10 protein-coding genes are annotated in these 12,204 nt (G+C 69.9%); 6 read left to right on the forward strand and 4 right to left on the reverse strand.

Translation table 11 applies throughout. The features are described from left to right. Positions 1 to 25: 25 nt before the first annotated feature. A complete protein-coding gene (locus tag ACTMTI_RS11660) occupies positions 26 to 1,708 on the forward strand; it encodes a carbohydrate-binding protein (RefSeq protein WP_441120268.1) in 1,683 nt (560 codons plus the stop codon). Between the two features lie 3 nt (positions 1,709 to 1,711). On the opposite strand, the gene ACTMTI_RS11665 is transcribed toward ACTMTI_RS11660, so the two are convergent. Further along, the gene (locus tag ACTMTI_RS11665; RefSeq protein ID WP_441120269.1) at positions 1,712 to 3,301 is read right to left on the reverse strand and encodes a molybdopterin-dependent oxidoreductase; all 1,590 of its coding nucleotides are present in this window, start codon (positions 3,299 to 3,301) and stop codon (positions 1,712 to 1,714) included. 117 nt (positions 3,302 to 3,418) lie between these two features. Here ACTMTI_RS11665 and ACTMTI_RS11670 point away from each other — a divergent pair, with 117 nt between their 5' ends. Continuing rightward, the gene (locus ACTMTI_RS11670) at positions 3,419 to 4,810 is read left to right on the forward strand and encodes a hypothetical protein (protein WP_441120270.1); all 1,392 of its coding nucleotides are present in this window, start codon (positions 3,419 to 3,421) and stop codon (positions 4,808 to 4,810) included. Here the strand turns inward: ACTMTI_RS11670 and erm are convergent. Further along, positions 4,799 to 5,623 (reverse strand): ErmE/ErmH/ErmO/ErmR family 23S rRNA (adenine(2058)-N(6))-methyltransferase, encoded by an 825-nt coding sequence (erm, locus tag ACTMTI_RS11675; RefSeq protein ID WP_441120271.1) that lies wholly within the window; start codon positions 5,621 to 5,623, stop codon positions 4,799 to 4,801. The genes ACTMTI_RS11670 and erm overlap by 12 nt on opposite strands. A 243-nt stretch (positions 5,624 to 5,866) precedes the next feature. On the opposite strand from erm, the gene ACTMTI_RS11680 reads away from it, so the two are divergent. Then, positions 5,867 to 6,928 (forward strand): AAA family ATPase, encoded by a 1,062-nt coding sequence (locus ACTMTI_RS11680; RefSeq protein WP_441120272.1) that lies wholly within the window; start codon positions 5,867 to 5,869, stop codon positions 6,926 to 6,928. Continuing rightward, the gene (locus ACTMTI_RS11685) at positions 6,925 to 8,700 is read left to right on the forward strand and encodes a vWA domain-containing protein (RefSeq protein ID WP_441120273.1); all 1,776 of its coding nucleotides are present in this window, start codon (positions 6,925 to 6,927) and stop codon (positions 8,698 to 8,700) included. Before ACTMTI_RS11680 ends, ACTMTI_RS11685 begins: the two co-directional genes overlap by 4 nt. Positions 8,701 to 8,719: 19 nt before the next feature. Here the strand turns inward: ACTMTI_RS11685 and ACTMTI_RS11690 are convergent, their stop codons facing one another. Beyond that, positions 8,720 to 9,133 (reverse strand): hypothetical protein, encoded by a 414-nt coding sequence (locus ACTMTI_RS11690; protein WP_441120274.1) that lies wholly within the window; start codon positions 9,131 to 9,133, stop codon positions 8,720 to 8,722. Positions 9,134 to 9,185: 52 nt separating this feature from the next. Here ACTMTI_RS11690 and ACTMTI_RS11695 point away from each other — a divergent pair, with 52 nt between their 5' ends. Together ACTMTI_RS11695 and ACTMTI_RS11700 are read left to right on the forward strand one after the other, a co-directional pair. Continuing rightward, positions 9,186 to 10,040, forward strand: coding sequence for a hypothetical protein (locus ACTMTI_RS11695; protein ID WP_441120275.1), 855 nt, complete (start codon positions 9,186 to 9,188; stop codon positions 10,038 to 10,040). Positions 10,041 to 10,076: 36 nt separating this feature from the next. Then, complete coding sequence (locus ACTMTI_RS11700) at positions 10,077 to 10,778, forward strand: DUF6597 domain-containing transcriptional factor (RefSeq protein WP_441120276.1); 702 nt, start codon at positions 10,077 to 10,079, stop codon at positions 10,776 to 10,778. Here the strand turns inward: ACTMTI_RS11700 and ACTMTI_RS11705 are convergent. After that, complete coding sequence (locus ACTMTI_RS11705; RefSeq protein ID WP_441120277.1) at positions 10,737 to 11,795, reverse strand: AI-2E family transporter; 1,059 nt, start codon at positions 11,793 to 11,795, stop codon at positions 10,737 to 10,739. The genes ACTMTI_RS11700 and ACTMTI_RS11705 overlap by 42 nt on opposite strands. Positions 11,796 to 12,204: the final 409 nt, after the last annotated feature.

A 12,204-nucleotide genomic window follows, 5' to 3' on the forward strand; every position in this document is an offset into this window, starting at 1 on the left:
CATAAGCCGCCCCCCAGGGAATGCCATGAAATTTCGCAGCAAACTCACCGCATTACTCGCCGGCACGGTCCTCGCCCTGACCGGCGCCGGGCTGACCTCCGGCATCCCGGCCGCCCACGGCGCGGTGCAGCAGATGGCCGCCGCCTGGGCCCCGTGGACCGCGTACGCCGTCGGCGCGGTCGTCACCCACAACGGCGTCGACTACGTCTGCCTCCAGGCCCACACCTCCCAGCCGGGCTGGGAGCCGCCGAACGTGCCCGCGCTCTGGAAGCCCGGCTCCGGGAGCGGCGGCGACGCCACGGCGCCCTCCGTGCCCGGCAGCCTCCGCTCCACCGGCGTCACCTCCAGCAGCGTCTCGCTGGCCTGGAACGCCTCCACCGACAACGTGGGCGTCACCGGCTACAACGTCTACCGCGGCGGCACCCTCGTCACGACCGTGACCGGCACGACCTACACCGACACCGGCCGCGCGGCCAACACCAGCTACACCTACACAGTCCGGGCCCGCGACGCCGCCGGAAACCTCTCCGCCGTCAGCAACTCCGTCACCGCCACCACCTCCGGCGGCACCGGCGCCCCCGGCCGGCCGGGCACGATCAGCACCTCCGTCACCAGCTCCAGCATCTCGCTCAGCTGGGGAGCCTCGACGGGCACGGTGACCGGCTACCGCGTGTACGAGGGCGGCGCCCAGCGGGCCCAGGTCACCGGCACCAGCGCGACGATCTCCGGCCTCGGCGCGTGCACCACGCACACCTACACCGTGCGGGCGTACAACTCGGCGGGCGAGTCGGACGGCCGCGACGCCACCGCCACCACGTCGGGATGCGGCAACACCACCAAGATGGCCGGCGCTCCCTACCTGTACATGGGCTGGGGCAACCCGCCCAACCCGGGCACCGTCATGGACGCGACCGGCGTCAGGTCGTTCACGATGGCGTTCATCCTGTCCAGCGGCGGCTGCACCCCGGCCTGGGACGGCAACCGCCCGCTGACCGGCGGCGCCGACCAGCAGGCGATCAACACGATCAAGTCCAAGGGCGGCAGCGTCCAGATCTCCTTCGGCGGCTGGTCGGGCAACAAGCTCGGCCCGAACTGCTCGACGCCGCAGGCGTTCGCGAACGCGGTGCAGCAGGTCATCAACGCCGTCGGCCCCGCCGTCGTGGACTTCGACATCGAGAACACCGACGAGTTCGAGAACTACACCGTCCAGGACCGCATCCTGAACGGCCTCAAGATCGTCAAGCAGAACAACCCGAACGTCAAGGTCGTCGTCACCTTCGGCACCACGCGGACCGGCCCGAACGCCCACGGCGTCCGGCTGATCAACCAGTCCAGGGCGCTGGGCGTGCCGATCGACAACTACACGATCATGCCGTTCGACTTCGGCAGCTCCAACATCTACCAGGACACGGTCAACGCCTCCGAGGGCCTGAAGAACGCACTCAAGAACGCCTTCGGCTGGACCGACGCGCAGGCGTACGCGCACATGGGCATCTCCGGCATGAACGGCCTGTCCGACCAGCAGGAGCTCACCACCCCCGCCACCTGGACGCAGATCCGTGACTGGGCCAGATCGAAGGGCCTGACCAGGTTCGCGTACTGGTCCGTCAACCGCGACCGCCCCTGCCCGGGCGGCGGCGTGGTGTCGAACTGCAGCGGCATCTCCCAGTCCGACTGGGAGTTCACCAGGATCACCGCCGGCTTCTGACCCTCAACCGCCTTCCCCGAACCGGACGAGCTGCGTCGGCTTGAGCGGCACGCCCAGGCCGGGCGGGCGGTAGGTGGGCAGGGCCTCGCCGTACTCGTGCATCCAGGCGTGGTCCACCAACAGCCGCATCCGCCCGGCCGCGGCCTGCCCTCCCGGCGGGGCCTCGGCCGCCCGCCCGGCCAGCTTCGCCACCGCGTCGGCCACCAGCTCCGCGTCCGGCGGCGACAGGTCGCAGTGCTCGTCGGGCCCGATGAGCAGGTCCACGCCGGGCGGCAGCGGATAGATCGGCCGCGGCAGGGCGAGCACGCGCGGCGACGGAGCCATCGGCCACCCGTCGCGCACCGCCTCCAGCAGCACCGACCGCGATGTGCGCCGCACGAACAGTCCTTCCGCCAGCGCCCAGCTCAACGCGCCCACATCCGACCGGTCCTCGCCGCAGGCGTGCAGACACAGGTACGGCACCAGCGGGATGCCCGCCCTGCCCACCTGCGCCCACCCGCTTCCGCACCCGGTCAGCACCAGCAGCGCCAGCATCGACCGGTAGGCGGTGTCGGCGTGCGGGGTCTCCAACCGGCCGGGCACGATCACGCACTGCCCGCCGGTCTTCTCGGCCGTCACGCCCAGCTCACGCGCGATCTTCAACGTGCGCGACGCGGCGACGCCGGTGCACGCCTCCTGCCAGGCCGGCGTGTACGGCTCGCGGCGGTCGTCGTACCCGCTCGGCCAGACTCCCGGCAGCCCGGGACGCGCCACCCCGTAAACGGCAAGCAGCAGGTCGAACACGGTCGTCAGCAGGTCGTCGCCGTCCCGCACCACCGGCACGCCGCGCCGCAGCACCCCCGTACCGTCATCGAAGCGCGGCAGCAACACCTCGACCGCCTCGCCTCCGTACACGCTGAGCCGGTCGCAGATCCGCCCCGGCACCACCCCGCCGGGCACGAACGCGTCGGCCCTGGCCCGCAGCCGCACCAGGAACGGCAGGTCCGTGTGCTCCATGGCGTGCTCCGCGAACGGGGTCCTGTCCAGGAAGAACTCCCTGAGCAGCACGTGCCCCATGGCCATGGCCAGCGCCCCGTCCGTGCCAGGGCGCACCACCAGCGTCTCGTCCGACAGCCGCGTCGGGTGCGTGCCGATCGCGACCACCTTCTGCCCTTTGTAACGCCCGGCGATCACCCACGGCGTGTCCGCCGTCCGTACGAGCCGGTTGTTCTCACCCCACAGCAGCACGTACGCCGCCCGCGCCCACTCCTCGGCCCGCGGCCCGGCGAACCGCCGTCCCAGCACCTGCTCGGGCGCGCACGGATGCTCGGTCAGCACCGCGCCGCCGAGCCCGCCGACGACCCGCGCCAGCGGCGAAGACGCCAGCGCCGCCACCCGCTCGGCGCCATGCTGCGCCGCCGTGTGCACGATGGCCGCGGCCGCGAGCTCGGCCGCGGTCCCGTCGTCGAGCGGCACCCTCCGCTCGCCTCTGGCCCGGGTGTATTGCTGTGAGTTCCCTGTGAGTTTCGCCCAGGCCGCGACCGGGTCGCGCAGCCCATCTCTCACCTCGAAGTAGAGCCTGACCAGTGCCTGGTTGACCTGCGATCCCCCCATGGAAAAAGTTCAACACAGACGGTGGTGCCCTTTCGGTATACGTGTCGGCATGTCGGGGATAAGAATGGGAAGCCCAGGTGGCGGCACTCAGCTTGTTACGGCAGGCTAGAGGCCGCCATGGATTACGCAGTTCTCACGGGGATAGTCCTCGTCGCCGGTGTCATACTCGCCCTCGTCGCCCAATGGCGTGATTGGCGGCCTCCGCTCATCGTCGCCGTCCTCGTGGGCGTGGTCGTGCGAGTGCTGATCATGTACACATCGGCGATCGATTCATGGCAGCCCGTCGACTTCATGGAGAGCTTCAAGCCCGCGGGCGAGGCCGTGCTGAGGGGCCAGGACCCCGTGCTGGCCAGCGAGGGCGGCTGGCACTTCCTGCCGACCATCCCCTACGTGTACGGCATCCTGCTGTGGTTCGGCATCCCGTGGGAATACGCCGGACGCCTGGTCACCGTGGTCGCCGACATCGCGCTCATCCCGCTGGTGGCCAAGCTCGCCGGCGGTCCCAAGGCGTCGCTGCGCGCCCTGCAGTACGCGCTCAGCCCGCTCGCTGTGCTCATCGCCGCCGTGCACGGCCAGGTCGAGCCGGTCGCGCTGGTGTTCGGCGTGGCCGCGTTCGTCGTCGCCCGTGGTCCCGGCGCGCCGGAGCGTGCCGGCATGGTCACCGACGTGGCCGCCAAGGTCCGCAGGGGCGTGGCGGTCTACGGCGTGCGCGCCTCGATCCCGCGCGTCATCGGCCGCGGCGGCATGCTGCACCGCGCCCTGCTGCCCGGCCCCGGCGACCTGGCCGTGCTGAAGCGGGGCGCGCTGGCCGGGCTGCTGATGGGCCTGGCGCTGTGTGCCAAGAGCTGGCCGATCTGGCTGATCCCCGGCATGCTGCTGCTCCTGCCCAACCTGCGCTCCCGGGTCGCCGCCATGTTCACCACCGGGCTGGTGCCGCTGTTCTTCCTGGCCACGCTGCCCATCTTCGCGGGCACGTCGCTCAACCAGATCCCGGCGGTCATCAACACCATCCGGGACATCCGGCCGATCGTCGGCGAATACGGCTGGACCCCATGGTTCACCAACGGCGACTGGGCGCTGCGGCCGGACCTGGCCTCGTTCGGCACGAACCTGATCTACCTCTGCGTCGTCGCGGCGATCCTCATCTGGCGGCGGGCCGACCCGATCGACATGACCACGGCCATCCTGCTGGTCTTCATGGTGGTGACGCCCCGGCTGGGCGCCCAATACCTGCTGTGGTTCATGCCGTTCCTGATCGCCCGGCCCACCAGGTTCGCCTGGCCGGCGATCATCGCCGTCTCGCTCTGGTCGGGATACGGCTACCTCTACATGACCCAGTTCGACGTCAACGAATGGTGGCACCTCCACTCGTTGTGGTCGCGGGCATCGATCGTGTTGCTGCCGATCCTGGCGCTGGCCATGCCCTGGGAGCGTCGCGACGCGACGGCCTCGGGCCTGGCCCCCGCCGTGGGGTCCACGGCGGGAGCCAAGATCACCTCACCCGCATAGGCGCTCCCACAGGGTGATCCACTGGTCGGGGTGCACGTAACCCACGACGGCGTCGCGAGCCACGCCCGCCGCCGCCAGCGCGGCGTCGACCCCCTGGTAGCGGGTCTTGAGCGAGGCGCGCACTGACCCGCCCACGCCGCCGAACCCCAGCTCCACCAGTTCCTGATACGAGCGGCGGCCGGACACGAGCGGCTCGGTCCTGCGCTGGATACGCAGGATCGCCGAGTCGACCGACGGCACGGGGCGGAAGCACTCGCGGCCGATCGTGTCGCCGAGCCGCCAGCTGAACCACGGCCACGACTCCACGGTGACCAGGCTCCAGCGGCCGTAGTCGCCCGTGCGCTTGCGGGCGTACTCCAGCTGCGTGAGCAGCGTCGCCGAGGTCAGGGCCGGCGCCCGCAGGCACCAGTCCACGATCTTCGACGTGACCGAGTAGGGGATGTTGCCCACGACCGCGAACGGCTCGCGCGGGGCCCGCGCGAGCGTGAAGTCGCCCCTGACCACGTCGATCCTGGGATCGCTACGCGTGCGCGAAGCCAGCCGCCCGGCCAGCCGCGGATCGATCTCGTAACCGACGACCCGCGCGCCCGCCTCGGCCAGCGCCACGGTGAGCACCCCGTCTCCCGGGCCGGGCTCCAGCACGAGCCCTTCGGGAGCGGCGGCCTTCAGCATCAGTTCGACGGCATGCCTGTCGACCAGGAAATTCTGCGAGAGTGTCCGCCGCGCCCGATCTATGGGCGTGCGGCCGCCGCCGCCGTTCCTGGCCTTCTTCTGGGTGTGTGAATAGTTTCCGTGCGCGAAATTCTGCGCCACAGCACTGCCCTTTCGGGTCCTCGAGAGTCAACGGGTCTCGAAGGGCCCTGGGCGCGCGTGCGGACGCTCAGCCTCGGATGATCGCGTCCGCTAGCGGGCCAGAGCCCGGCTGCGGCGGATGCGAATGAAGACCTGGCAGGTGAACATGGATGACATGCGCGCCACTGTAGGAGGTGGCCGGTCACCGGGGCAAAGCAATAAACCTGATGCGCGTCGAACACCTGATTGGTCACCCTGGACGGCATGCAGGCAACGGTCACGGTCACCCCGGCACGGCTTCCCGAGCTGCTGTTGCACGTCGCCGTGGTCCGGCCGGTGTTCCTGTGGGGCGCGCCCGGCATCGGCAAGAGCTCGCTGGTACGCGAGTTCGCCGACTCGCTCGGCCTGGAATGCGTGACGCTGCTCGGCACCCAGCTCGCCCCCGAGGACCTGATCGGCGTGCCCGAGCTGGTGAACGGGCGCAGCCGCTTCGCGCCGCCGGAGTCGATCGCCAGGGCGGAGCCGTACTGCCTGTTCCTGGACGAGCTCAACGCCTCCTCGCCCGAGGTGCAGAAGGCGTTCTACTCGCTGATCCTCGACCGCAGGATCGGCACGTACGAGCTGCCCGCCGGTTCCGTGGTGATCGGCGCGGGCAACCGGGCCACCGACAACGCGCTCGCCCGCCCGATGGCCTCCGCGCTGATCAACCGGCTGGTCCACGTTCACCTGCGGGCCTCGGCCGACGACTGGCTGAAGTGGGCGGCCGGCAACGGCATCCACCCATGGATCGTCGACTACCTGGTGCAGCGCCCCGACCACCTGTGGAGCCCGCCGCCGAAGACCGAGGAGCCGTTCTCCTCGCCGCGCGCCTGGCACATGCTGTCGGACGTGCTCGTCTCCTACGGCGACGACGTCGCCGACGACACGCTCGCCATGCTCGCGTTCGGCACGCTCACCGGCACGCACGCCTCCGCCTTCCGCGCCTACGTCAAGACCGTGCGCCACGCCTACGACCTGGAGGCAGTGCTGAAGGGCGAGGCCCCGTGGCCCCGGCAGCCCGAGGAACGCGACCTGCTCTACTTCCTGGCCGAGGCCTTCCGCGCCCGCCTGATCAAGGAGCTGCCCGCCGACAAGCGCGGCGCCTCCGGCCGCGGCCGCGACCTGGGCTTCCGCGCGAAGACACTGCTGGTCGAGCTGGCCGAGATCTCCCTCGAATGCGCCCAGCTCGTCATCGCCAACAACGCCGACGGCGCGCCCGCGCTGCCCACCTGGTTCCTCGTCGAGGTCGGCAGGGACGTGCCGCGGCTGATGGCGGCCCGATCATGAGCGGGCGCAAGGAGAAGAAGGATCCATGGCGCGCGGAGGTCATGAAGGGCTGGCACGCCGTCGTCAGTCATCCCCTGTTCAGCGTCTTCCGCCGCCATCTTGAGGCGGCCGACGACGGCGAGCTGACGAAGGACACCTGGGCGATCGTCACCGCTTACGGCGAGGTGCACTTCCACCCCAAGCACCGCGCCCCGGCCGAGGAATGGTCGTGGGTCTTCGCCCACCTGCTGCTCCACCTCGGCTTCGGCCATGCCGACCCGCGCGTCTGCGCGCCCAAGGACATCGACGAAGACCGCCCCGAGCCCGCCTACCACGCCGCCTGCTGCCTGGTCGTGGACCGGTTCCTGCGCACGCTGAAGATCGGCCGCTGCCCCGCGCCGCTGCCCGATGAGCTGCCCGAGCAGGACGAGGTGACGCTGTCCGAGCAGTGGCGCAGGCTCGGCCTCCCGCCGCGCTTCAAGCCTCTCGGCGAGCCCGACTTCCGCATCGGCTCGGCCGAGCTCGCCGACGACCTGGACTTCCAGCGGACGTTCGCGATCGGCATCGCCGAGGCGGCCACGTCCGCGCTCGACCGGGCAGGGGAGCCGCGCACCTCCGTCGAAGGACACGTCAAGGGCCCATGGGACACAGCGCTGCGCTGGTTCATGTCGTCCTACCCACTGCTCGGCGCGCTCGCGGCGGGGATGAAGATCGTCTCGGACGCCGAGCTGGCCAGGGGCTGGGACATCTCGATCGCCGCGGTCAGCGCCGAGGCGGGGGAGATCTACGTCAACCCGCTCGCCCGGCACTCGGCGCAGGAATGGCGTTTCGTGCTGGCCCACGAGATGCTGCACGCCGCGTTGCGGCACGGCGAGCGGACCGGCCTGCGCGACCCGTACCTGTGGAACGTCGCCTGCGACTACGTCATCAACGGGTGGCTGGTCGAGATGGGCGTCGGGGAGATGCCGGAAGGGCTGCTGTTCGACCAGTCGCTGAGCGGTCTGTCCGCCGAAGCCGTCTACGACCGGATCGCCACCGATCTGCGGCGCCTGCGCAAGCTGGCCACCCTGCGCGGGCGCGGGCTCGGCGACGTGCTCGACCGGCCGCCGCGCCGCATCGGCGGGTACGTCGACCTCGACGACTACTACCGCAACGCGCTCTGCACCGGCCTGGCCTACCACCAGACGAGCGGCCGCGGCCTCCTGCCCGCCGGGCTCGAGGAGGAGATCCGCGCCCTCGACCAGCCGCCGCTGCCCTGGGACGCACAGCTCGCACGCTGGTTCGACGAGCACTTCCAGCCCGAGGAGCGGCGGCGCTCCTACGCCCGCGCCTCCCGCAGGCAGGCGTCGAGCCCGGACATCCCCCGGCCCGGCTGGGTGCGCCCCGAGGAGGTCGTGCGCCGGCCCACGTTCGGGGTCGTGCTGGACACCTCGGGCTCCATGGACGTGAAGCTCCTCGGTAAGGCGCTCGGCGCGATCGCCTCCTACGCCTCGGCCCGCGACGTGCCCCGTGCCCGCGTGGTCTTCTGCGACGCGACCGCCTACGACGCCGGATACCTGCCGGTGGAGGCGATCGCGGGCCGGGTCAGGGTGCGCGGCCGCGGCGGCACGATCCTCCAGCCGGGCGTGAAGCTGCTGGAACGGGCCGACGACTTCCCGCCGGACGGGCCCATCCTGGTGATCACCGACGGCCAGTGCGACGTGCTGCGCATCCGCAGGGAGCACGCGTTCCTGGTGCCGCAGGGCGCCCCCCTGCCGTTCCGGCCACGCGGCCCGGTCTTCTTCGTGAAATGAGCGCTTTCGCAGACGGACGCTAGTCCGTGACGATGACGCGGACGAGGTGCCCGTGTGACTTGTACCCGGGCGAGTCGCCGGGCATCACTCCGGTCACGCACTCGTACACGTTGCCGCCGGTCTGGCGTACCAGGAAGGCGGGCTCGGCGATCACGGACAGGAACCTGATCACGGCCCGCTGCTCGTGGATGCCCTCCAGCCGCTTCTCCGGCCGTGCCCGCACCTCGTAGAACCCGTCGTCGAGCAGCCGCTCGCCGAGGATCTCCCACCCGGGGACGCGCCGCAGATGCGGCAGGAGATGAGCCTCGGGCTCCTCGGCAACCCACCCGTCACCGCGCATCATCTCCTCGAGCCGGTGCACGGCGGGCAGCATCGCCGCCGCGTCACCCACTCCGGTGAATCGCTCGTCGATGTCCCAGCGCCGCTGCTCCATGCGTCCGATTCTTACAAGAACCCCGGGACGGCACCACGCTAGAACTGTCGCCATGGACATACTCGACCGCGCCGAAAACTACCTCCACCTGCACGGGAGGCTGATCGACAGACTGTGCTTCGAGGCGCTGTTCCGGGGCGGCTCACGTGAGCGCGTGCTGGACGCGCTGCGCTGCTACCAGAACCCCGACGGCGGCTTCGGCCACGCTCTGGAGCCCGACCTACGCGGTGCGAGCAGCCAGCCGGAGCCGGTCGAAGTGGCTTTCTGGATCCTGGACGAGCTGGACGCCTTCGACTCGCCGATGGTGGCGGCCGCCTGCGACTACCTGGCCGGCGTCACCGCGCCCGACGGGGGCGTGCCGTTCGTCCTGCCCTCCGTCAGGGACACGTTGCGCGCACCGTGGTGGCAGACGGACGACGACCCGCCGGGCAACCTCGTCCCCACGGCCTCGATCGCCGGGCTCCTGCACAAGCACGGCATCACGCACCCCTGGCTGGCCACGGCCACGGACTTCTGCTGGTCGCGAATCGCCGAGCTCAAGGAGATCGGCCCGTACGACGCCCGCGCGATCGTGACCTTCCTGAACCTGATCCCCGACCGGGAGCGGGCAGATGCCGAATTCGCCCGATTGCGCGAGGACATCTTGTCCACGGTCGCCTTCGACCTGAACGAGACCGGGCACGTCCATTTCCCGCTGGACTTCGCCTCGGAGCCGCTGCGGCTGCCGCTCTTCACGCAGGACGTCCTGGACACCCATCTCGACGCGCTCATGGACACGCAGTTCGACGACGCGGGGTGGAGCGCCAACTGGCTGATCTGGACGCCGGTCGTGGAGCACGAATGGGGTGGGTACCTGGTCCTGCAGAGGCTCAAGACGCTACGCGCGTACGGGCGGCTGCCGGGCTGAGTTCGTTCTGTCGGTGGGGCGGCGTACGTTGGGAGCATGTACGCGGAACGGCCTCCAGACCCGGACCTCGCCGGACGCGTCGCGTGCGTGTGGCACCGCGTCAGCGAGACGGAGGCCACCCAGCTCGTGGTGCCCGACGCCTGCGTCGACCTCATCTGGGGCCCGAGGGGCCTGGTCGTGGCCGGACCCGACACGGGCCCCATGCCTGCGAGCATGACGGCCGGCGACACGTTCGTGGGCATCCGCTTCAAGCCGGGTGCGGTGGGCGACCTCTTCGGCGTTCCGCTCCATGAGCTATGCGACCAGCGTGTCCCTCTGTCCGACCTTCCCGAGCTGCCGATCGCCGAGTGCGGCCCGCAGCTCGGATGGCGCCTGGAAGCCATGCGCTCGGCCGTCAGGAGCCGCCTGGCCCAGTCCGATGGCGCCGATCCCGCCGCGCCCGCCATCGCCAGGGCGCTCCGTGCCGGCCGCACGGTGACCGAGGTGGCCTGGGACCTCGGCTTCAGCGAGCGCCAGCTGCATCGCCGCAGCATGACGGCCTTCGGCTACGCGCCCAAGACCCTGCAGCGCATCGTCCGCTTCCAACGTGCGCTGCGGCTGGCGCGCGCCGGCGTCCCGCTCGCGGACGTGGCCGTCACGGCGGGCTACACCGACCAGGCGCACCTGTCACACGACGTCAAGCGGCTGAGCGGGGTGTCAATGCGCCGCCTGGTCTCGCCTGTTCGGAAGCCGGCCTGACACGAGGTCCCGTGCCCAGGTGGCGCTCGGATCGCTGTCGATCAGCACCGCCCGGGCGAGCAGGCTCAGCGGGACGGCGAGAATCGCGCCCAGCGGACCCAGCACGAAGGCCCAGACGATCAACGAGATGAACGTCATCGTCGTCGACAGTTCCACGGCGTCACCCAGGAATTTGGGCAGGATGAACGATTGGATGATGACGTTGATGACGACATACGCGACGATGACGAGCGCCATTGTGCGCACGCCCTCGTCCAGCAACGCCAGCAGCGCCGGCGGCACCAACGCGATGACGAAACCGATGTTCGGGACGTAGTTGGCGATGAGCGCCAGGACTCCCCAGAGCAGCGGCAACGGCACGTCCAGCAAGGACAGCGCGATGACGTTCAGTATCGCGTTCAACAGTCCGAAGACGGTGGACACGATGAGATAGCGCCGCGTCTTGTGCGCGAACGTGGCAAGAGCGGTTACCAGTTGCGGCCTGCTTCCTTCACCGGCGGCGAGGATTTTCGCGGTCACCGGCGCGTCCAGGCACATCGCCAGCAACGACACGACGATGAGGAAGAGACTGGAAAGAACACCGATCAAACTGCCCAGCAGGGCCTGCGCCAGCCCGAGCAGCCTGCCGGGATCGAACGTCCGCAGCGCCCTGTTGAACACGTCGGTGCCAAGGCCGTGCGCCGCGGCCCACCGCTGGCCGTCGACCAGGAGCTGCTCGAACTGGCCGGCGTACGTGGGCAGGAGCGAGGCGAGCTGGGAGATCGAGATGGTGAGGATGCCGGCCATGCCGAGCAGCACCAGCACGACGATGAGAAACGGCACCGCGACCTGGACCCACACGGGCGCTCTCCTGGCGTCGAGCCAGCCGCGCACCGGAGCGACGGCGATGACCAGCACCAGGGAAAGGATCACGGGACCGGCGATCGCGGCGATCTCCCGCAGGCCGAACAGGGCGATCACCGCGCCGGCGATGCCGACCAGAATGATGAGTGCCCTGGGCACGGGTTGATCTCGCACGCCCCGGTACCTACCCCGGACGTGCGGCGAGACCGTCGATTTGACGGTTCCAGGAGGCGTACATAGAGTTCACCAGTCCCACGAGGACGGCGTTGATCGCCGGACTCACTCCGGGGACAAACTTCCTGACACCTCCACCGCGGCGGACGTGCGCGTCCACTCGGATTGGCTGGTAAGTTAGAGGGGTTGTCCCGGAAACGGGGCGCGGATTAATTCCCACAGATCGAGCAAGTCCGGTCAATTTGACAGGAACTTGAACGGCTGAAAGAATTAAGACACAACGAGATGAACGCCACGAGCGAGAAGCCAGACGGTTTCAAGTAAGGTTGTACGCGTCCGTTTCTTGAGAACTCAACAGTGTGTTAAAAGCCAGTGCATGTTTTTACATGTATGAACCCCGTCATTATTG

The sequence above is a fragment of the Nonomuraea sp. H19 genome (assembly GCF_052068215.1).
Lineage (GTDB): Bacteria > Actinomycetota > Actinomycetes > Streptosporangiales > Streptosporangiaceae > Nonomuraea.

Bases quoted from the DNA above. Each gene is read 5' to 3' on its own strand.
- ACTMTI_RS11670 (WP_441120270.1), top strand. From the start codon at position 3,419: ATGGATTACGCAGTTCTCACGGGGATAGTCCTCGTCGCCGGTGTCATA.
- ACTMTI_RS11685 (WP_441120273.1), top strand. From the start codon at position 6,925: ATGAGCGGGCGCAAGGAGAAGAAGGATCCATGGCGCGCGGAGGTCATG.
- ACTMTI_RS11660 (WP_441120268.1), top strand. From the start codon at position 26: ATGAAATTTCGCAGCAAACTCACCGCATTACTCGCCGGCACGGTCCTC.
- ACTMTI_RS11690 (WP_441120274.1), bottom strand. From the start codon at position 9,133: ATGGAGCAGCGGCGCTGGGACATCGACGAGCGATTCACCGGAGTGGGT.
- ACTMTI_RS11695 (WP_441120275.1), top strand. From the start codon at position 9,186: ATGGACATACTCGACCGCGCCGAAAACTACCTCCACCTGCACGGGAGG.
- ACTMTI_RS11665 (WP_441120269.1), bottom strand. From the start codon at position 3,301: ATGGGGGGATCGCAGGTCAACCAGGCACTGGTCAGGCTCTACTTCGAG.
- ACTMTI_RS11700 (WP_441120276.1), top strand. From the start codon at position 10,077: ATGTACGCGGAACGGCCTCCAGACCCGGACCTCGCCGGACGCGTCGCG.
- ACTMTI_RS11680 (WP_441120272.1), top strand. From the start codon at position 5,867: ATGCAGGCAACGGTCACGGTCACCCCGGCACGGCTTCCCGAGCTGCTG.